General features: G+C 71.8%; 18 protein-coding genes and 1 riboswitch. Of the genes, 8 read left to right on the top strand and 10 right to left on the bottom strand.

The window, feature by feature from the left end; genetic code table 11:
* Positions 1–100: 100 nt before the first annotated feature.
* The 3 genes from groL to PD653B2_RS04250 form a co-directional block, all read right to left on the bottom strand.
* Complete coding sequence (gene groL / locus PD653B2_RS04260; RefSeq protein ID WP_085871089.1) at positions 101–1,729, bottom strand: chaperonin GroEL; 1,629 nt, start codon at positions 1,727–1,729, stop codon at positions 101–103.
* A 295-nt stretch (positions 1,730–2,024) separates the two neighbouring features.
* Positions 2,025–2,900: an ATP-grasp domain-containing protein gene (locus PD653B2_RS04255; protein WP_123061217.1), complete on the bottom strand. Its 876-nt coding sequence runs from the start codon at positions 2,898–2,900 to the stop codon at positions 2,025–2,027.
* A 51-nt stretch (positions 2,901–2,951) separates the two neighbouring features.
* Positions 2,952–3,974 carry a LacI family DNA-binding transcriptional regulator gene (locus tag PD653B2_RS04250; protein ID WP_085871087.1) on the bottom strand — a complete coding sequence of 341 codons (1,023 nt, stop codon included), beginning with the start codon at positions 3,972–3,974 and terminating at the stop codon, positions 2,952–2,954.
* Positions 3,975–4,289: 315 nt separating this feature from the next.
* Between PD653B2_RS04250 and PD653B2_RS04245 the strand changes: the two genes are divergently transcribed.
* The 4 genes from PD653B2_RS04245 to PD653B2_RS04230 are packed head-to-tail and all read left to right on the top strand — an operon-like array spanning position 4,290 to position 6,583.
* The gene (locus PD653B2_RS04245; RefSeq protein WP_085871086.1) at positions 4,290–4,655 is read left to right on the top strand and encodes a YciI family protein; all 366 of its coding nucleotides are present in this window, start codon (positions 4,290–4,292) and stop codon (positions 4,653–4,655) included.
* A complete protein-coding gene (locus tag PD653B2_RS04240; RefSeq protein ID WP_085871085.1) occupies positions 4,652–5,017 on the top strand; it encodes a YciI family protein in 366 nt (121 codons plus the stop codon). The genes PD653B2_RS04245 and PD653B2_RS04240 overlap by 4 nt, the downstream gene beginning before the upstream one ends.
* On the top strand, positions 5,014–5,358 hold the full coding sequence (locus PD653B2_RS04235; RefSeq protein WP_242665130.1) for a YciI family protein: 345 nt from the start codon (positions 5,014–5,016) through the stop codon (positions 5,356–5,358). Before PD653B2_RS04240 ends, PD653B2_RS04235 begins: the two co-directional genes overlap by 4 nt.
* Before the next feature lie 7 nt (positions 5,359–5,365).
* Positions 5,366–6,583, top strand: coding sequence for an RNA polymerase sigma factor (locus PD653B2_RS04230; RefSeq protein ID WP_085871084.1), 1,218 nt, complete (start codon positions 5,366–5,368; stop codon positions 6,581–6,583).
* Between the two features lie 73 nt (positions 6,584–6,656).
* Here the strand turns inward: PD653B2_RS04230 and PD653B2_RS04225 are convergent, their stop codons facing one another.
* The 6 genes from PD653B2_RS04225 to PD653B2_RS04200 all read right to left on the bottom strand — a co-directional run bounded on the left by PD653B2_RS04225 (position 6,657) and on the right by PD653B2_RS04200 (position 12,692).
* Positions 6,657–6,935 carry a MoaD/ThiS family protein gene (locus tag PD653B2_RS04225; protein WP_085871083.1) on the bottom strand — a complete coding sequence of 93 codons (279 nt, stop codon included), beginning with the start codon at positions 6,933–6,935 and terminating at the stop codon, positions 6,657–6,659.
* Between the two features lie 19 nt (positions 6,936–6,954).
* Positions 6,955–8,223, bottom strand: a complete 1,269-nt coding sequence (gene thrC, locus PD653B2_RS04220) for a threonine synthase (RefSeq protein ID WP_085871082.1) — start codon at positions 8,221–8,223, stop codon at positions 6,955–6,957.
* 10 nt (positions 8,224–8,233) lie between these two features.
* Positions 8,234–8,379: riboswitch (SAM riboswitch) on the bottom strand.
* 149 nt (positions 8,380–8,528) lie between these two features.
* Positions 8,529–10,847 (bottom strand): endopeptidase La, encoded by a 2,319-nt coding sequence (lon, locus tag PD653B2_RS04215; protein WP_207559234.1) that lies wholly within the window; start codon positions 10,845–10,847, stop codon positions 8,529–8,531.
* Positions 10,848–10,955: 108 nt separating this feature from the next.
* Positions 10,956–11,801, bottom strand: coding sequence for a trehalose-phosphatase (otsB, locus tag PD653B2_RS04210; protein WP_085871080.1), 846 nt, complete (start codon positions 11,799–11,801; stop codon positions 10,956–10,958).
* A gap of 88 nt (positions 11,802–11,889) precedes the next feature.
* Entirely contained in the window at positions 11,890–12,393 is a 504-nt protein-coding gene (locus tag PD653B2_RS04205; RefSeq protein ID WP_085871079.1) for a LytR C-terminal domain-containing protein, read from the bottom strand.
* A gap of 5 nt (positions 12,394–12,398) precedes the next feature.
* On the bottom strand, positions 12,399–12,692 hold the full coding sequence (locus tag PD653B2_RS04200) for a DUF3263 domain-containing protein (RefSeq protein ID WP_085871078.1): 294 nt from the start codon (positions 12,690–12,692) through the stop codon (positions 12,399–12,401).
* A 109-nt stretch (positions 12,693–12,801) separates the two neighbouring features.
* Here PD653B2_RS04200 and PD653B2_RS04195 point away from each other — a divergent pair, with 109 nt between their 5' ends.
* Both PD653B2_RS04195 and PD653B2_RS04190 read left to right on the top strand, forming a co-directional pair.
* Positions 12,802–13,809: a Gfo/Idh/MocA family protein gene (locus PD653B2_RS04195; RefSeq protein WP_085871077.1), complete on the top strand. Its 1,008-nt coding sequence runs from the start codon at positions 12,802–12,804 to the stop codon at positions 13,807–13,809.
* Positions 13,810–13,915: 106 nt separating this feature from the next.
* Positions 13,916–15,355, top strand: coding sequence for an alpha,alpha-trehalose-phosphate synthase (UDP-forming) (locus PD653B2_RS04190; protein ID WP_085871076.1), 1,440 nt, complete (start codon positions 13,916–13,918; stop codon positions 15,353–15,355).
* A gap of 3 nt (positions 15,356–15,358) precedes the next feature.
* On the opposite strand, the gene PD653B2_RS04185 is transcribed toward PD653B2_RS04190, so the two are convergent.
* On the bottom strand, positions 15,359–16,078 hold the full coding sequence (locus tag PD653B2_RS04185; RefSeq protein WP_165763320.1) for a class I SAM-dependent methyltransferase: 720 nt from the start codon (positions 16,076–16,078) through the stop codon (positions 15,359–15,361).
* A gap of 40 nt (positions 16,079–16,118) precedes the next feature.
* Here PD653B2_RS04185 and PD653B2_RS04180 point away from each other — a divergent pair, with 40 nt between their 5' ends.
* Together PD653B2_RS04180 and PD653B2_RS04175 are read left to right on the top strand one after the other, a co-directional pair.
* Positions 16,119–17,444 carry an alpha/beta fold hydrolase gene (locus PD653B2_RS04180; RefSeq protein WP_085871074.1) on the top strand — a complete coding sequence of 442 codons (1,326 nt, stop codon included), beginning with the start codon at positions 16,119–16,121 and terminating at the stop codon, positions 17,442–17,444.
* 34 nt (positions 17,445–17,478) lie between these two features.
* Positions 17,479–18,810 (top strand): MFS transporter, encoded by a 1,332-nt coding sequence (locus PD653B2_RS04175; RefSeq protein WP_085871073.1) that lies wholly within the window; start codon positions 17,479–17,481, stop codon positions 18,808–18,810.
* Positions 18,811–18,819: the final 9 nt, after the last annotated feature.

Here is an 18,819-nt window from a genome sequence, read left to right as displayed (position 1 = left end):
CCTCGAACGTCAGGGACTACCGCGGATGGCGGACCGGACACGCGAAACGGCCCCAGTCCCGGAGGACTGGGGCCGTTCGAGTGAAGCTAGGAGGCTGGACTCAGAAGTCCATGCCGCCCATGCCACCCGAGGGGTCGCCACCCATGGGGGCGGCCTTCTCGGGCTTGTCGGCGACAACGGCCTCGGTGGTGAGGAAGAGCGCCGCGATGGAGGCGGCGTTCTGCAGCGCGCTGCGGGTCACCTTGGCGGGGTCGATGATGCCGGAGGCGATCATGTCGACGTACTCGCCGGTGGCCGCGTTGAGACCGTGACCGGCCGTCAGGTTGCGCACCTTCTCCGCCACGACGCCGCCCTCGAGGCCGGCGTTGACGGCGATCTGCTTGAGCGGGGCGTCGGACGCGAAGCGCACGATGTTGGCACCCGTCAGCTCGTCGCCCGTGAGCTCGAGCTTGTCGAACGCGGTGGCCGCAGCCTGCACGAGCGCCACGCCGCCGCCGGCGACGATGCCCTCCTCGACGGCCGCCTTCGCGTTGCGAACGGCGTCCTCGATGCGGTGCTTGCGCTCCTTGAGCTCGACCTCGGTGGCCGCGCCGACCTTGATGACCGCAACACCGCCGGCCAGCTTGGCCAGGCGCTCCTGCAGCTTCTCGCGGTCGTAGTCGGAGTCCGACTTCTCGATCTCGGCACGGATCTGGTTGACCCGACCGGCGATCTGGTCGGCGTCGCCGGCACCCTCGACGATGGTGGTCTCGTCCTTGGTGATGACGACCTTGCGGGCCTGGCCGAGGAGCTCGATGCCGGTCGACTCGAGCTTGAGGCCGACCTCCTCGGAGATGACCTGGCCACCGGTCAGGATCGCGATGTCCTGCAGCATGGCCTTGCGGCGGTCACCGAAGCCCGGAGCCTTGACGGCGACGGACTTGAAGGTGCCCCGGATCTTGTTCACGACCAGGGTGGACAGCGCCTCGCCGTCGACGTCCTCGGCCAGGATCAGCAGCGGCTTGCCGGACTGCATGACCTTCTCGAGCAGCGGCAGCAGGTCCTTGACCGACGAGATCTTCTGGTTGGCGATCAGGATGTACGGGTCCTCGAGGACCGTCTCCATGCGCTCGGGGTCGGTGACGAAGTACGCCGAGATGTAGCCCTTGTCGAAGCGCATCCCCTCGGTGAGCTCGAGGTCGAGCCCGAAGGTGTTCGACTCCTCGACGGTGATGACGCCTTCCTTGCCGACCTTGTCCATCGCCTCGGCGATGATCTCGCCGACCGTGGTGTCAGCGGCGGAGATCGACGCGGTCGCGGCGATCTGCTCCTTGGTCTCGATGTCGATCGCCATGGCGGAGAGCTGCTCCGACACGGCCTCGACAGCGGCCTCGATGCCGCGCTTGAGGCCCATCGGGTTCGCACCCGCGGCCACGTTGCGCAGACCCTCGCGGACCATCGCCTGGGCGAGGACCGTGGCCGTCGTGGTGCCGTCGCCGGCGACGTCGTCGGTCTTCTTGGCGACCTCCTTGACGAGCTCGGCGCCAATCTTCTCGTAGGGGTCCTCGAGCTCGATCTCCTTGGCGATGCTCACGCCATCGTTGGTGATCGTGGGCGCGCCCCACTTCTTCTCGAGGACGACGTTGCGGCCCTTGGGGCCGAGGGTGACCTTGACGGCGTCGGCGAGCGTGTTCATGCCACGCTCGAGACCGCGCCGGGCCTCCTCATTGAAAGCAATAAGCTTCGCCATAACTCCTGCGATTCCTTCACGCTAGAGAGTTGGGTCCGGTTCGCTGCCCGCGACGGACGACCTGGCCGTACCGGCGGACCCTTCCCGCCGACGCTGCAGACCTCAACTGGCCGGTCCCAATGTCTTGTCACTCTCATGACGAGAGTGCCAGCCTCATGTTTAGCACTCGCCCCCCGAGAGTGCAAGAAATCCTCCGGGCCCGAGCACGTCGGCGAGTCTCGCCCCGACGAGGTCGATCAGCGCCGCGTGGTCGCGGCGACACCCGGGTGGAGTCGTGGCGGGGCAGGTCGCCCCGTCACCACGACCGGGGCGTGGCGCGCGCGGCGATCGCGTCCGCGAACGGCAGCGCGTTGAGCGGGAGCACGTCGAGGTCGAGAGCGGGCTCGGTCAGCTCGACCTCGCTCACCACGAGCTGCCCCTCGTAGCGCATCATGTCCACCCGGCCGTAGACGATCTCGTCGCCGAGGATGTCGACGACCGCCGCGATGGCCTCCGCCGCGAGCAGGGCCGCCTCGGTCGAGAGCGCGACCGGTCGCGACGTACCGCCGAACTCCTCCTGCACCCGGATGTCGGCGGAGCTGGGCAGCCGCTGCACCTGGCTGACCGGGTGGCCGCCGATGACGAAGACCGAGGTCTCGCCCTCGGTGTGGATGGTCTGGACCAGCGGCTGCACGATCCAGGGGCCCTCGTGCCCGTCGGTCGGGAGCCAGATGCGGCCGTCGGTGACGACCTCGAGGCCCTGACCCCGGGCGCCGACCCGCGGCTTCACGACGGCGAGGCCGTAGCGGTCGGCCGCCGCGCGCACCTCGAAGATCGTGTCGGCTGTGATCGTCGGGACCACCGGCAGACCGTAGGTCTGCAGGTCGAGGAGGTACTGCTTGTCGGTGTTCCAGCGGAAGATGTTCACGCCGTTGAGCAGCGTCGGCCCTACGCCGGCTGCCCATCCGAGGAACTCACCCAGCCGCGGACCGTAGTCCCAGGTCGACCGGACCGCCACCACCTCGGCGTGCGCCCAGTCGACCCCGAGGTCGTCCCAGACGACCCAGCGGCTGGCCAGCCCCTGCGACGTGAGGGCAGCATCGAGCGCGCCGTGACCCGGCTCGCCCTCCGCCCATTCCTGGCTGGTGACGAGCAGGACCAGCGGCACCTCGGACTCGCCGCGCTGCTCCACACAAGAAATCTACCCACGCCGGGGCGACTTCGCCCCACGAATGGACCAGCGTCAGCTGCTCGCCCGTACGACGAGGCGCGTGGGGAGCATCCGGCCCGGCCGGTCCTGCTCGGGTGCGGCCATGGTCTCGAGGAGCAGCGCGACCATCTCGCGGCCCATCTGCTCGGGGCTCTGGTGGACGGTCGTGAGGGGCGGGTGCGACGACATCGCGATCGGTGCGTCCTCGAACCCGACGACCGAGACGTCCTCCGGCACCCGGCGTCCGGCCGCGCGCAGCGCACCGAGCGCACCGACGGCCATCAGGTCGTTGGCGCAGAAGACGCCGTCGAGGGAGGGCTCGCGCTCGAGCAGCGTGCGCATCGCGGCAGCCCCGCTCTCCTGGCTGAAGTCCCCGAGCTCGACGAGCCGCTCGTCGAGCTCGCGCCCGGCGGCGGCGAGCGCCGCGACGTAGCCCTCGAAGCGGGAGCTGCCGGCGACCATGTCGGCGGGGCCGCCGATGGTGGCGATCCGCTGCCGGCCGCGCTCGACCAGGTGGGCGACCGCGAGCCCGGCACCCTGCACGTTGTCGACGTCGACGTAGTCGGTCCGGATGCCCTCGTGGGCGCGGCCACCCACGACGACGGGCAGCCCGTGGGCGCGGATCAGGTCGGGCAGCTCGTCGTCGGCGTGCAGGGAGAGCAGCAGGACGCCGTCGACGTGCTGGCGCGTGAGGTAGTGGTCCAGCCCGCCGCGCCGCTGCGAGGCCTGGGCGAGGAGCAGCACCAGCTGGCGGTCCGCCTCGCCGAGGGCCGACCCGATGCCGCGGATGATCCCGGCGAAGAACGGCTCCCCGAAGACCCGCTCCTCCGACTCGGCGATGACGAGGGCGACGGCGTCGGTGCGCTGGGTGACCAGGGCCCGCGCGGCGGCGTTCGGCACGTAGCCGAGCTCCGCGATCGCCTTCTCGACCGCCCCTCGCGCGCGCTCGGAGACCTTCTCGCCGCCGTTGATGACCCGCGACGCGGTGCCTCGGCCGACACCGGCGAGGGCGGCCACCTCTTCGAGGGTCGGCCGGGTGCGGGGCGGGCGGCTCATGGCGTCAGTATGCCGCCGGGGTCGGCCGCGGCGTCGGGCCGCGGGCGACGGGCCCGGGACGTCGAGGCGACCCCGGGTCCGCCGCACGGCTGGGCCCGCCGGGGAACCGCCGTTCCCGGCGCGCACCCCACGTCCGACCGAGGGCCATCGCGCGGTCAACCCCTCGATCCGGACGCCGATGGGAGCGTTCCCACCACGCACTGTGCTGCGCGCACCGCACCGTGTCAAGAGATCTCCTAGCCGGGCTGTCGATTTCACCCGGGCCCGCCCGTCACCCCGGTGACAGACTCATCCACCACGTCGAGAGGAACCACCATGACCCAGTACGTCGTCCTCCTCCCCGGTGACGAGAGCACCTGGGAGTCCGCCTCCGAGGAGCAGCGCGCCGCGATGTACGCCACCCACGGCGAGTTCGCCCGCCTGCTCGCCGAGCGCGGCCACACGGTCACCGGCGGCAACGAGCTGACCCACTCGCGCGACGCCGTGGTCGTGCGCCAGAACGGCTCCGGCATCGCCGTCACCGACGGCCCCTACGCCGAGACCGTCGAGCAGCTGACCGGCTTCTACGTCGTCGAGAGCGACGACCTCGACGACCTGCTCGGGGTGTGCGGCGTGCTCGCCGGCGCCGGGGGCGCGGTCGAGGTGCGCGCAGCCGTCGACCACAGCGGTGACCCGGCATGACGACCTACGTGGTGCTGATCTCGGGCGAGGAGACCTCCTGGGAGGCCCGCAGCGAGGCCGACCGGCAGACGACCATGGCAGCCCACCAGACCTTCGCCCGCAGCCTCGCCGAGCGCGGCCACACGATCACCGCAGGCGAGGAGCTGACCAGGTCCCGCGAGGGCAGGGTCGTCCGGCACGACGGCGCGGGTGTCACGGTCACCGACGGGCCGTACGCCGAGACGGTCGAGCAGCTGGGCGGCTTCTACGTCGTCGAGAGCGACGACCTCGACGACCTGATGCAGGTCGTCGGGGAGCTCGCCCTGACCGAGGGCGCCATCGAGGTGCGCGGGGTCGTCGACCACACGGGAGACCTGGGGTGAAGTTCCTCGTCCTGATGGCCGAGGCGGACCACGTCGACCGGTGGGCCGCCTCGTCCGACGCCGAGCAGCAGGCGGTCTTCGACTGCTTCACGGCGTTCAGCGAGGCGGTGCGCGAGCGCGGCTCGCTGCTCCAGGGCGAGGCGCTCGCCGACCCGGCCGGGTCACGGACCCTGACGGCGGGCGACGTGCACGCCGTCCGGGACGGGCCCTACGCCGAGACCGTCGAGCAGGTGGGCGGGTTCTACCTCGTCGACCTGCCCGACCTGGAGACGGCGGTCGACGTCGCGCGGCTGCTGCCGCCGGCGTACACGGTCGAGGTCCGACCGGTCGTCTCGACGTGACCCGGACGTGACAGCGCTCGAGTCGGCCCTGCGCGACGAGTGGGGCAGGTTGCTGGCCCTGCTCGTCGCGCAGTTCCGTCGGCTCGACCTCGCCGAGGACGGGCTGGCCGACGCGTTCGAGGCCGCAGCCCGGGCCTGGCCCTCGTCGGGCGCGCCGGACAACCCGCCCGCGTGGCTGCTGACCGCGGCCCGGCGCCGGATCCTCGACCGGCTGCGCGCGGAGGCGGTCGCCACGCGGAAGCTGCCGCTCCTCGCGGTGGAGGCGTCGTTGCAGGAGGAGGCCCAGCAGGTGATGGCCGACACCGGCGTGCCGGTGCGCGACGAGCGGCTGCGGCTGGTGCTGCTCTGCGCGCACCCGTCGCTGTCGCCGGGGTCGGCGGCCGCCCTCACGCTGCGGCTGGTGCTCGGTGTGCCGACCGAGGACGTGGCGCGGCTCTTTCTCGTGCCGACCCCGACGATGGCCGCGCGGCTGACCCGCTCGCGCAAGAAGCTGGCGGGAGCATCGTTCTCCGTGCCGGCCGGCCCGGAGCTGGTGTCGCGCGTGGCGGTCGTCGCCGACGTCGCCTACCTGGCCTTCACCACGGGCTACGCACCCGGATCCGGCAACGACGTGCTGCGCGCGGACGTGGCGGGCGAGGCGATCCGGCTCGTGCGGGTGCTGCGGTCGCTGCTGCCGGCGTCCTTCTCCGGCGCCGTCGAGCTCGACGCCCTGCTGGCGCTGATGCTGGTGCAGCACTCCCGGCGCGACGCCCGGGTGACCCCCGACGGGACGCTCGTGCTGCTGCCCGACCAGGACCGCTCGCAGTGGCACGCCGACGAGGTGGCCGAGGCGCTCGCACTGCTGGCGCCGCTGGTGGACGCGCCGGCCTCGCCGTACCTGCTCCAGGCGCTGATCGCCGCCGAGCACGCGATCGCGCCGACCGCCGCCGACACGGACTGGTCGCGGATCGCCGCCCGCTACGCCGAGCTGGAGGAGCTCACGGGATCACCGGTGGTGCGGCTCAACCGCGCGGTCGCGGTGGCGGAGGATGCCGGCCCGGAGGCCGGTCTCGCGCTGCTCGACGGGTTGGTGCTTCCCGGTCACCGGCTGCCGGCCGCCCGGGCCGAGCTCCTCGCCAGGGCCGGTCGCCTCGACGACGCCCGCACGGCGTACGACGAGGCCGTCGGCCGCTGCGCGAACCTCGCCGAGCGGGCGCACCTCATCGAGCGCCGCGCCCAGCTGTAACGCGGCGTTAGACCCACTACGAACCCGTTAGAACGGGGTCACCAGAGGTCCTAACCCCGCGTTACAAGCGAAATCAGCAGCCGCCGGCGACGGCCGGGATGACCGAGATCTGGGTGCCGTCGGGGGTGGGCGTGGCCAGGTTGTCGAGGAAGCGCACGTCGTCGTTGCCGACGTAGACGTTCACGAAGCGGCGCAGGTCGCCGGCGTCGTCGAGGACGCGGCCCTTGATCCCGCTGTAGTTCGCGTCGAGGTCGTCGAGCACCTCGGCGAGCGTGGCGCCGGCCGCGCTCACCTCGGACTCGCCGCCGGTGTAGGTGCGCAGGATGGTCGGGATCCGGACGGAGACGGTCACAGTCCTCTTCTTTCGGTGGTCAGGCGATGCCGGTGGCGGCGAACGCGGCGTACGACGGTTCGATGGTCGCGGCCGGTCCGACGGAGCCGGAGACCGCGTCGAGGGTCTTGAGCCCGTGGCCGGTGTTGATGACGACGGTCTCGAGCGTGGGGTCGAGCTGGCCGGTCTCGACGAGCTTCTTCAGGACGCCGACCGTGGTGCCGCCGGCGGTCTCGGTGAAGATGCCCTCGGTGCGGGCCAGCAGCACGATCGCCTCGCGGACCTGGTCGTCGGTGATGTCCTCGACCGCACCGCCGGTCTCGCGGCAGATGTCGAGCACGTAGATCCCGTCGGCCGGGTTGCCGATGGCGAGGCTCTTGGCGATGGTGTCCGGCTTGACCGGACGGATCGCGTCGACGCCGGCCTTGTAGGCGACCGAGACCGGGGAGCAGCCCTCGGCCTGCGCGCCGTACACCTTGTAGGGCTTGTCCTCGACGAGCCCGAGCTTGACCAGCTCCTGGAAGGCCTTGTGCACCTTGGTGAGCTGCGAGCCGCTCGCGACCGGGATCACGATCTGGTCGGGCAGCCGCCAGCCGAGCTGCTCGGCGATCTCGTAGCCCAGGGTCTTGGAGCCCTCGGCGTAGTAGGGGCGGACGTTGACGTTCACGAACGCCCAGCCGTCCTCCTCGCCCGCGATCTCGGAGGCGAGCCGGTTGACGTCGTCGTAGTTGCCGTCCACGGCGACCAGCGCGTCGGTGTAGACGGCCGAGTTGATCTGCTTGGGCTGCTCGAGGTTGCTCGGGATGAAGACGACCGTCTTGATGCCGGCGCGGGCACCGGCGGCGGCGACCGCGTTGGCGAGGTTGCCGGTCGACGGGCAGGCGAAGACCTTCGAGCCGAACTCGGTGGCGGCGCTCAGCGCGCACGCGACGACCCGGTCCTTGAAGGAGTTGGTGGGGTTGGTGGAGTCGTCCTTCACCCACAGGTTGTCGATGCCCAGGGTGCGGCCGAGGTTGTCGGCCCTGAGCAGCCGGGTGAAACCGGGCTCCATGTTGGGGCTCTGCTCGATGTCGCTCGGCACCGGCAGCAGCGCCTTGTAGCGCCAGATGTTCGCGGGACCGGCCTCGATCTCCTCGCGGGTGATCTGCGGGAAGTCGTAGGCGATCTCCAGCGGGCCGAAGCACTCCGGACACGCGTAGTGGGGGCCCAGCTCGACCAGATGGCCACACTCGCGACACGACAACGAGGTCGCGTTGCCGAACGCGCCCGCGCGCAGGGTCGTGGTCTTTTCGGCGGTGACAGCGCTCATGAAGTCCTCCTCCTCATCTTCTCCGGCTGCGACTCTCGCGCCGGACGGAATTGGCACCGTTTCCGCGAACCGCATCCCACTCTGCTGGGCGGCGGAGGCTCGCGGCGGTTGCCGGGACTTCACAGGGCCGTATCCCTCTGTCCCTCTTGATGAGCTGGGAGAAACACTAACCGGCCGTCTCAGCATGTGCACATCGCGTCCAGATGCTGGATGGCCGCCACATCGGGGGGTAGTCCCTGACGAAATCGGGGTCGAGGAGCCACTCGAACCCCTCGATCGTCAGGGACTACCCCCCCCCCGATCGGTCAGGCGGCGACGGTCGCCGCGGGCGCGTCGGCAGGAGAGAGCGCGCCGCGGACCACGTCCATGACGTCGCCGACCACGTGCACCGTCAGCGTCTCCAGTACGTCGGCGGGCACGTCGTCGAGGTCCGGCTCGTTACGCAGCGGCACGAACACCTCGGTGAGGCCGTTGCGCTGGGCGGCGAGCAGCTTCTGCTTGAGCCCACCGATCGGCAGCACCCGGCCGTTGAGGGTGACCTCGCCGGTCATGCCGACCTCGGAGCGCACCGGGCGACCGGTGGCCAGCGACGTCAGCGCCGTGACCATCGTGATGCCCGCGGACGGGCCGTCCTTGGGCGTCGCGCCGGCCGGCACGTGCACGTGGATCGACTTGTCGAAGAACGCCGGCTCGACGCCGAGCTCGGCAGCGTGGGCGCGGACGAAGGACAGCGCGATCTGCGCCGACTCCTTCATCACGTCGCCGAGCTGACCGGTCAGGGTGAGACCGGCCTTGCCGTCGGACGCCGACGCCTCGATGAAGAGCACGTCACCGCCCAGCCCGGTCACGGCCAGCCCGGTCGCGACGCCCGGCACCGAGGTGCGCTCGTGCGCCTCCGGGGTGAACCGCGGCCGCCCGACCAGGTCCTTGAGGTCGGGCTCGTCGATGTCGACGCGGGTCTCCCCCGTCGCCAGCCTCGTCGCGACCTTGCGCAGCGCCTTGGCGAGCAGCCGCTCCATCTGGCGTACGCCGGCCTCGCGGGTGTAGTTCGCCGCGATCTCGCGCAGCGCCGCGTCGGAGACCGTGACCTCGTCGGCGGTCAGCGCCGCCCGCTCCAGCTGCCGGGGCAGCAGGAAGTCGCGGGCGATGGCGACCTTGTCGTCCTCGGTGTAGCCGTCGAGGGTGACCAGCTCCATCCGGTCCAGCAGCGCCGACGGGATCTGCTCGACCACGTTGGCGGTGGCGATGAACAGCACGTCGGAGAGGTCCAGGTCGAGCTCGAGGTAGTGGTCGCGGAACGTGTGGTTCTGCGCCGGGTCGAGCACCTCGAGCAGCGCCGCGGCCGGGTCGCCGCGGTAGTCGGCGCCGACCTTGTCGACCTCGTCGAGCAGCACGACCGGGTTCATCGAGCCGGACTCCTTGATGGCCCGCACGATGCGGCCCGGGAGCGCACCGACGTACGTGCGCCGGTGGCCGCGGATCTCGGCCTCGTCGCGGACGCCGCCGAGGGCGACGCGGACGAACTTCCGGCCCATGGTGCGCGCGACCGACTCCCCCAGGGAGGTCTTGCCGACTCCGGGCGGGCCGGCGAGCAGGATGACGGCACCCGAGCCACGGCCGCCGACGACCTGGAGCCCGCGCGACGCCCGGCGGTTGCGGACGGCGAGGTACTCGACGATCCGCTCCTTGACCTCGTCGAGGCCGTGGTGGTCGGCGTCGAGCACGGCACGGGCGGCGACGACGTCGGTCGAGTCCTCGGTCGTGACGCCCCACGGCAGCTCGAGCACGGTGTCGAGCCAGGTGCGGATCCAGCCGGACTCGGGGCTCTGGTCGCTGGCGCGCTCGAGCTTGTCGACCTCCTTGAGCGCGGCCTCGCGGACCGCCTCGGGCAGGTCGGCGGCCTCGACCCGGGAGCGGTAGTCGTCCGCACCCTCGGGCTCGCCCTCGCCGAGCTCCTTGCGGATCGCGGCGAGCTGCTGGCGCAGCAGGAACTCGCGCTGGCTCTTCTCCATGCCCTCGCGGACGTCCTCGCCGATCTTGTCGGTGAGCTCGGACTCGGCGAGGTGGTCGCGGGTCCACCCGATCAGGGTCTCGAGCCGCGACTCGACGTCGGGGTTCTCGAGCAGCTCGCGCTTGCGCTCGGTGGAGAGGTACGGCGCGTAGCCGGCGGCGTCGGCGATGGCGCTCGGGTCGCTCATCTGGTGGACCTGGTCGATGATCTGCCAGGCCTCACGGCGCTGGAGCACCGCGATGACGAGCCGCTTGTACTCCTCGGCCAGCTCGCGGGCGTGGTCGGAGACGTGCTCGTCCACGGGCTCGGCCTCGACCCAGAGGGCCGCGCCGGGGCCGGTGACGCCGCTGCCGATGCGGGCGCGCTGCTCGGCCTTGAGCACCGCGGCGGGGCTGCCGCCGCTGAAGCGGCCGACCCGCTCGACGGTCGCGACCACGCCGTACGACGCGTAGCGGTCCTCGAGCCGGGGCGCGACGAGCAGGCGACCGTCGCTGCTGGCCCGGGCGGCGTCGATCGCCGCCTGGGAGGACTCGTCGAGCTCGAGCGGGACGACCATGCCCGGCAGCACGACCAGGTCGGACACGAACAGAACGGGAAGACGGGTGACGGACACGATGTCCTCGCTTTCGGAAAACTTGAGTTGTGTGGACTCAACTTCCGCGGGGGCGAGGGTGTTCCGGAGAACCCCTCCTGTTCGTCGACAGCGAACAGGGGAACGACGTCAGGCCCGGCTGTCCCGGGCGTCGGCGGTGAGCTGGCGCAGCAGGTCGAGCACGCCCTCGGGCCCCTTGACGACCACGTCGGAGAGCGGCACCAGCGCGCTCTGCTCCGACGAGGCGGAGCAGACCAGCAGCGTCGGCAGGCCGCGCTCGCGCAGCGCAGCCACCGCCTCGAACGCCTCGATGTCGCCCAGGTCGTCACCGGCGAAGAAGAACGCGCGGGCGTCCAGCTCGGAGACCAGGGTGTCGACGGCGAGCCCCTTGTGCATGCCGGGCGAGCGCACCTCGAGGACGTGGCGGCCGGGCTCCACGACCAGGCCGTGCCGCTCGGCGAGGTCGCCCAGCGGCCCGAGCAGCCGCTCCAGGGCGCCGTCGGGGTCGGGGAGCCGGCGGGTGTGGACGGCGACCGCGAGCCCCTTCTCCTCCACCCAGGCGTCAGCGGCACCAGCCGCCCGGAGCACCCGGGGCAGGTCCCGCTCGAACGTCGCGATCCCGTGCGGCGGCCGGGGCGAGATCACCCGCCGGTTGGTCGACGACCAGCGCTCGTTGCCGTACTGGCCGAAGACGTAGAGCTCCTTGCCCGCGTCGGCGATCGCGACGCCGACCTCCTCGAGCCCGCCGAGGTCGAGCGCCTGGCGCGCCGGTCGGCCGGTGATCACCGCGACGGCGGCCACCTGGGTGGCGAGGTCGACCAGCACCGCGGACGCGTCCGGGTGGATGTGAGCCGCCTCGGGGTCGTCGACGATCGGCGACAGGGTGCCGTCGAAGTCCAGCCCCACGACGCAGCCTGCCGCCGCGCGCACGAGCTCGGCGTACCGACGCTCGCCGTCGAGGGAGGTGAACTCCATGGCTCAACCCAACCATGACCGGGTCGTACGGCGTGCGGTCACCGCCGCGAGTGGGACCGACACCACACCGTCGGGGACCGCCGGCGGGTCAGGACAGCGGCGCGGTCAGGATCAGCGTGAGCCGGTCGAGCTTCATCGCGCCGACCGCCGGGGCCGTGCGCTGCACACCGAGGTCGAGGGCGAGCACCTTGGCGGCGGCCTTGAGCCGCTGGGGGTAGTAGACCGTGGTGGTCGGGATGGTGCCGTACCAGTTGTCCGAGCCGACGACCTGCCAGCCGACGGTGGTCGCCCGGTCCGCGACGCGGCCAGCGAGGCCGGTGATCCCGGAGTTGTTGTAGACCTCGACGTAGACCTTGCCGCGCTTGACGACCGGCTTGGCCGGCTTGTCCTTCGTGGGCGTCGCCGTCGGCGTCGGCGACGGCGTCTCGCTCGGCCGGGGGTTGGACACCGTGGTGACCTCGCGCTCGGTCGGCTCGCCGCCGCGGGTCGCGACGAACGCGACCGCGGCCATGGCGACCGCGATGACGCTCAGCATCACGACCGGTGACGGGAAGACGACCCCGCGCTGGTTGCGCACGCGCTTGCTCGCCATCGCGCTCAGACCTCGAAGCCGAGACGGCGCGCGGACCGCTGACGCTGCCTGGCGGACCGCAGGCGCCGCAGGCGCCGGACCAGCAGCGGGTCGGCCTCGAGGGCCTCCGGCCGGTCGATCAGCGCGTTGAGGACCTGGTAGTAGCGGGTGGACGACATGTCGAACTTCTCCCGGACCGCGGTCTCCTTGGCGCCGGCGTACTTCCACCACTGGCGCTCGAAGTCGAGGATCTCGGCGTCGCGCTCGGTCAGGCTCGGCGCGACGACGGCGTCGTCACCGAGGGCGTTCGCGGCGTCCATCAGGTCCTCCCCCGCTCGGTCCGGCAGTGCTGGTCAGGATCACTGTAGGTGACGAACCACAACGATGTCATTCGCCCGCCCCGCGAGTCGCTCCCGATAGCGTGCGGTCATGGAATCCATCGGCTGGGGCATCCTCGCCACCGGCAAGATCGCGCATGAGTTCGCCCGCGACCTGGCCCTCGTGCCCGGCGCCCGGCTCGCCGCGGTCGGCTCTCGCCGGCCCGAGAGCGCCCGGGCCTTCGCCGACCAGCACGGCGCGGCCGCGGCGTACGGCTCCTACGCCGAGCTGGTCGCCGACCCGACCGTGGACGTGGTCTACATCGCCACCCCGCACGCCCTCCACCTCGACAACGCCCGGCTCTGCTTCGAGGCCGGCAAGCACGTGCTCTGCGAGAAGCCGCTCGCCCTCGACACCGCGGCCGCCGCGGAGATGGGCCGGCTGGCCGGCGAGCACGACCGCTTCCTCATGGAGGCGATGTGGATGGCCTGCCACCCGGTGATCCGCGAGCTGCGCGAGCGGCTGGGCAGCGGCGAGCTCGGCGCGCCCCGCCAGCTGCACGCCGAGCTCGGGTCGCGCGTCGACGCGGGACCCGACGACCGGATGTTCGACCCGGCGCTCGGCGCCTCGGCACTCCTCGACATCGGGATCTACCCGCTCACCTTCGCCCAGCTGATGCTCGGACCGGTCGAGCGGCTGACCGCGACCGCCGACCTCTCCGACCGCGGCATCGACCTCGACATCGCGATCGCCGGGCGCTACCCAGGCGGCGCCCTCGCGACGATGACGGCCTCGATCACGTCGTACTCCTCACGCAGGGCCGAGATCGGCACCAGCACCGGGCGGATCGACCTCGACGACTTCCACCACCCGGCGAAGGCCGTGTTCACGCCGTACGCCGAGGGTGAGGGCAGCTGGGTCGTCGAGCCGGGCGAGCCGGTCGAGATCCTCGGCGCCGAGCCGATCATCGGGCAGGGCTACGGCAACGAGATCGCCGAGGTCGGCCGGTGCCTGCGCGAGGGACTGCGCGAGAGCCCGCTGGTCCCGCACGAGCAGACGCTGGCGCTGATGCGCCAGATGGACGAGCTGCGCGCGCAGGTGGGCGTCAGCTTCTCGTGAGTCCGACACGCCGAGCGCATCGACGCCGGTGACGACGACAGCGGCCCCCCGACCGGCGACCCGAGCCACCACCTCGCGCCCTGAGGCCCTCGCCTAAGGTGAAGGCGTGGCTTCCTCTGGCTCGGCTGACCTGGTCATCGTCGCGAACCGCCTGCCCGTCGACCGGGTGACGCTCGCCGACGGGACGCCCGGCTGGCGTCGGTCACCGGGCGGCCTGGTCAGCGCCATCGAACCGGTGATGCGCGCCAACGACGGCACCTGGATCGGCTGGCCCGGCGGCACCGAGAGCGACCTCGAGCCCTTCGAGGACGAAGGCCTCCACCTCGTCCCGATGACGATGAGCCAGGACGAGATCGAGAACTTCTACGAGGGCTTCTCCAACGCCACCCTGTGGCCGCTCTACCACGACCTCGTCGCCAAGCCGGAGTTCCACCGAGAGTGGTGGGACGCCTACGTGTCGGTCAACCAGCGCTTCGCCGAGAAGGCCGCCGAGGTCGCCGCCGCGGACGCGACGGTCTGGGTCCACGACTACCAGCTCCAGCTGGTCCCGCAGATGCTCCGCGAGCTGCGTCCCGACCTGCGGATCGGCTTCTACCTGCACATCCCGTTCCCTCCGGCCGAGCTCTTCCAGCAGCTGCCGTGGCGGCGCCAGATCCTCGAGGGCCTGCTCGGAGCCGACCTGGTCGGCTTCCAGCTCGCCGGTGCGTCCCAGAACTTCGTCCGCCTGGTGCGGCAGCGGGTCGGCCACAAGACCCACCGTGACCTCGTCTACCTGCCCGACGGCCGCACCGTGCGGGCCGCGGCGTTCCCCATCTCCATCGACGCCGCGGGCTTCGAGGAGCTCGCCCGCTCCGAGGGGGTCGTGGACCGCGCCGCCGAGATCCGCGAGCAGCTCGGCAACCCGCGCAAGATCTTCCTGGGCATCGACCGCCTCGACTACACGAAGGGCATCTACGCCCGGCTCCGTGCCTTCAGCGAGCTGATCGCCGAGGGTGAGCTCGACGTCGAGGACGCCGTGTTCGTCCAGGTCGCGACACCGTCACGCGAGCAGGTCGAGCAGTACCGGATCCTCCGCGACGAGATCGACCGGCTGGTCGGCCGGATCAACGGCGACCTCGGCCGCATCGGCCGCCCCGCGATCAGCTACATGCACTCCTCGTTCCCCCGAGAGGAGATGGCCGCGCTCTACCGGGCCGCCGACGTGATGGTCGTGACGCCGTACCGCGACGGGATGAACCTGGTCGCCAAGGAGTACGTCGCCTGCCGCTACGACAACGACGGCGCGCTGGTGCTCTCCGAGTTCGCCGGCGCCGCCGAGGAGCTGCGCCAGGCCTGGCTGATCAACCCCTACGACATCAACGGGATGAAGTCGGCGCTGCTCGAGGCCTTCCGGGCCGACGAGCGCGAGGTGACCCGCCGGATGAAGGCGATGCGCAAGACCGTGAGCCAGAACGACGTCGCCGCCTGGGCCGACAGCTTCCTCGCCGAGCTCACCGCCGTCCGCCCCTCGCACGGCAAGACGGTCCGGCCGGCCCGTCGTTCCTAGCGCCTACTCCGCCGCGAGCGGGCGCAGCGCGCAGGTGTCGCGGACCTTCCACTCGGGAGGCTCGCGGTAGTAGGACGCCAGGCCGTTGCGCCGATCCGGGGGGACGGTGCCCCAGTCGGCCCACTCGACGCCGTAGCCCAGCGTCGCGGCCATCACCTCGAGGGCGCTCCGGCTGGGGAACCCCATCGGCGCCCGCTTCTGCCCGGGGATGTGCTCGATCGAGTTGAGCCGGTTGTCGGTCTTCTCCCGGGCGATCCGCACGGTGGGGTCCGGGCTGATGTAGAACTCGCTGTCGATGATGATCAGCTTGGGCTTCACCGCGTAGATCAGCTTGAGCAGGTTGTAGTGGTCCATCACGTGGTAGAAGAGCCCGAACAGCGCGACCACGTCGAACTGCCGGCCCTCGGCGACCAGGCGCGGCAACTCCTCGTAGACGTCTCCGTGCACGAAGCTCACGCGGTCCTTGACCGGGCCCTCGGGGTAGGCCGCCCACTGCTCGATCGACTCCGCGCGACCCTCGATCCCGAGCACCTCGCGCGCGCCCGCCGCACTCAGCGCGTAGGACCAGCGGCCGTCGTGGGACGCGAGGTCGAGGACCGAGGCACCCTTGATGTCATCGACGTAGGGGTCGATGAGGAACCGATGGCGCTTGTTCAGACGCGCGATACTGGCCGGGGTGTCGGCGTAGCGCGGGCTGTCCCGCAGGAAGTCGAAGAAGCCCATGGCCGCAACGTATCCCACCGGGTCGGGTAGTTTCGCGAGCATGGACCTCGTGCCGAAGCCCGACCAGGTCGTCTCGGCTGCCGGCAACGTGGCCCACCTGCTGCTCTACGGCGGGCTCGCGGACCTGCGCCCGATGCCCCGCACGCTGATCGACGACGGCATGCTGCGGGAGGTCTATCACTACCGGCCCGCCGCCAACGTCCGCTCCCAGGGCGACCCGGTCCTCCTGGTCACGCCGCTGGCCGCGCCGGCGATCTGCTTCGACCTGCGCCGGGGCTGCTCGCTGGTCGAGCACTTCGTGGCCGGGGGGCGCCCGACGTACCTGGTCGAGTACGGCGAGGTCTCCTTCCGCGACCGCAACCTCGGGCTCGAGCACTGGGTCGAGGAGGTCGTGCCCACCGCCGTCCGCGAGGTCTCGGCGCACGCCGGTGGCCGGCCCGTGCACGTCGTCGGCTGGAGCCTCGGCGGGATCTTCGCGATGCTCGCCGCCGCCGGCTCCCCCGACCTCCCGATCGCGTCGCTGTCGGTCATCGGCTCGCCGGTCGACGTGGCGAAGGTGCCACTGGTCGCGCCGCTGCGGCCGCTCCTCAACCTGACCGAGGGTCGCGGGCTCGTGACCCGCGCCTACCGGGCCGCCGGCGGCGCGCCGACGCCCCTGGTGCGGTGGGCCTTCCAGCTCTCGTCGTTCCAGAAGCTGGTGACCAAGCCACTGGCGATCGCGTCGCACCTCGACGACACCGACTTCCTGGCCCAGCTCGAGGCGGTCGACCGGTTCACGTCGAGGATGACCGCCTACCCCGGCCGCAGCTTCGGACAGCTCTACCACCGCTTCGCCAAGGGCAACGCGCTCGCGAGCGGCACCGTCGAGATCGGCGACCAGCAGGTGTCGCTGTCCGCGGTCAGTGCGCCGGTGCTGGTCTTCGCGGGCTCGACCGACGGCATCGCCCCGGTCGGGTCGGTCAAGCCGGTCGTCGACCTGCTCTCCGGTTCCCGCGACGTGCGCTTCGAGATCGTGCCCGGCGGTCACCTCGGCATGCTCACCGGCCGCGCGGCCCGCCGGACGACCTGGGCGGTGCTGGACGAGTGGATCGCCCAGTGGTCGGGCGCGGACGCCACGAAGGTGGCGGCGCGCAAGCCCGGGAAGAAGGTCGCTGCGACGAAGAAGGCAGCGGGCGCGAAGAAGGCCGCTCCCGCGAAGAAGGCAGCTGGCGCGAAGAAGGCAGCTCCCGCCAAGAAGGCCGCACCCGCGAAGAAGGCAGCTCCCGCCAAGAAGACCGTGGCGAAGAAGGTGGCCTCACCGGACGCGATCGGCTCCAACCCGAAGCGCCGGTACGGCTCCGGCGGCTCGCGCGCCCTCTCGCGCTAGGGCGGACAGGCAGAACGGACGCTAGCCTCCCCCCATGCCAGCGACCGACCGCCTGCCGAGGAGCGTCCGGCTGGGCTACGGCTCGGGCTCGGTCGCCACGGGCGCGTTCGGCACCGTGCCCGGGCTGATGCTCCTGCCCTACCTCACCGACAGCCTCGGGATCGCGGCCATCCTGGCCGGGTTCATCGTGTTCCTGCCGAAGGCCTGGGACGTGGTCCTCAACCCGATCGCCGGCCGGATCAGCGACCGCACCGTCGACGCCCGAGGCCCGCGCCGGCCGTGGCTGCTGCGCGCGGGGCTCGCGCTCGCCCTCGGCTTCGCGCTGCTCTTCGCCGCCCCCGAGATGGCGACCGGGCTCGAGGCCCTGTGGGTGCTCGTCCTCTTCGTCGGCTGCGCGACGGCGTACGCGTTCTTCCAGGTGCCCTACGTCGCGATGCCCGCCGAGATGACCGGCTCGTACGACGAGCGCACCCGCCTGATGACCTGGCGGGTGGCGATCCTGGCCTTCACGATCATGCTCGCCGGCGCGACCGCCCCGCTGATCCGCGACGCCGTCGGCGGCCGCGCGGGCTACCGCGTGATGGGCGTCGCGATGGCCGCGATCATCCTCGTCGGCGTCGTCAGCGCGTACGTCGGCACCCGCCACGCGCCGGTCGCCGCGCCGCAGCCCGGCGCCGGCAGCCTGCGCGACCAGCTGCGGATCGTGGCGACCGCCCGCGACTTCCGCTTCCTGCTCACCTGTTTCGTCGTCCAGGCCCTCGCCACCGGCTGCATGCTCGCCGGCGTCGACTACCTGGCCGAGGACGTGCTCGGCAAGAAGGGGGCGGCCACGATCCTGTTCGTCTGCTTCGTCGGGCCCGCCCTCCTGCTGACGCCGGTCTGGTCCGCGCTCGGCACCCGGATGGGCAAGAAGCAGGGCTACGTCGCCTCCTCGGTGATCCTCGCGGCCGGCGCCCTGCTCGCGACGACGGCCCAGGTCGCGCCGCCGGCGGTCGTCTACCTCGCGGTGGTCCTGGTCGGGGTCGGCTACGCCGGCTGCCAGGTCTTCCCGCTCGCGATGCTGCCCGATGCCGCCGCCGTCGACGCGCGGCGTACCGGCTCCAACCGGGCCGGCGTCTACACCGGGGTCTGGACCGCCGGCGAGACCCTCGGCCTGGCGCTCGGTCCCGGCGCCTTCGCGGTCGTGCTCGCGATCGGCGGCTACCGCTCGTCGACCGACGGCGACATCGCCCAGCCCGACTCGGCCCTCACCGCGATCACCCTCGGCTTCTCCATCCTCCCGGCCGCGCTCGTGCTGGGCAGCCTGTGGTGGCTGCGGCGCTACACGCTCACCGCCGACGAGGTGAATGAGACCGTGGCGGCATGATCACCCCAG

The organism is Nocardioides sp. PD653-B2 (assembly GCF_002117935.1).
Taxonomy (GTDB): domain Bacteria; phylum Actinomycetota; class Actinomycetes; order Propionibacteriales; family Nocardioidaceae; genus Nocardioides.
This window is presented reverse-complemented; position numbering and strand designations above follow the sequence as displayed.

Excerpts from the sequence above, each read along its gene's own strand:
- groL (WP_085871089.1), bottom strand. The coding sequence starts at position 1,729 with ATGGCGAAGCTTATTGCTTTCAATGAGGAGGCCCGGCGCGGTCTCGAG.
- PD653B2_RS04250 (WP_085871087.1), bottom strand. The coding sequence starts at position 3,974 with ATGAGCCGCCCGCCCCGCACCCGGCCGACCCTCGAAGAGGTGGCCGCC.
- PD653B2_RS04245 (WP_085871086.1), top strand. The coding sequence starts at position 4,290 with ATGACCCAGTACGTCGTCCTCCTCCCCGGTGACGAGAGCACCTGGGAG.
- PD653B2_RS04240 (WP_085871085.1), top strand. The coding sequence starts at position 4,652 with ATGACGACCTACGTGGTGCTGATCTCGGGCGAGGAGACCTCCTGGGAG.
- thrC (WP_085871082.1), bottom strand. The coding sequence starts at position 8,223 with ATGAGCGCTGTCACCGCCGAAAAGACCACGACCCTGCGCGCGGGCGCG.
- otsB (WP_085871080.1), bottom strand. The coding sequence starts at position 11,801 with ATGGAGTTCACCTCCCTCGACGGCGAGCGTCGGTACGCCGAGCTCGTG.
- PD653B2_RS04205 (WP_085871079.1), bottom strand. The coding sequence starts at position 12,393 with ATGGCGAGCAAGCGCGTGCGCAACCAGCGCGGGGTCGTCTTCCCGTCA.
- PD653B2_RS04200 (WP_085871078.1), bottom strand. The coding sequence starts at position 12,692 with ATGGACGCCGCGAACGCCCTCGGTGACGACGCCGTCGTCGCGCCGAGC.
- PD653B2_RS04195 (WP_085871077.1), top strand. The coding sequence starts at position 12,802 with ATGGAATCCATCGGCTGGGGCATCCTCGCCACCGGCAAGATCGCGCAT.
- PD653B2_RS04185 (WP_165763320.1), bottom strand. The coding sequence starts at position 16,078 with ATGGGCTTCTTCGACTTCCTGCGGGACAGCCCGCGCTACGCCGACACC.
- PD653B2_RS04180 (WP_085871074.1), top strand. The coding sequence starts at position 16,119 with ATGGACCTCGTGCCGAAGCCCGACCAGGTCGTCTCGGCTGCCGGCAAC.
- PD653B2_RS04175 (WP_085871073.1), top strand. The coding sequence starts at position 17,479 with ATGCCAGCGACCGACCGCCTGCCGAGGAGCGTCCGGCTGGGCTACGGC.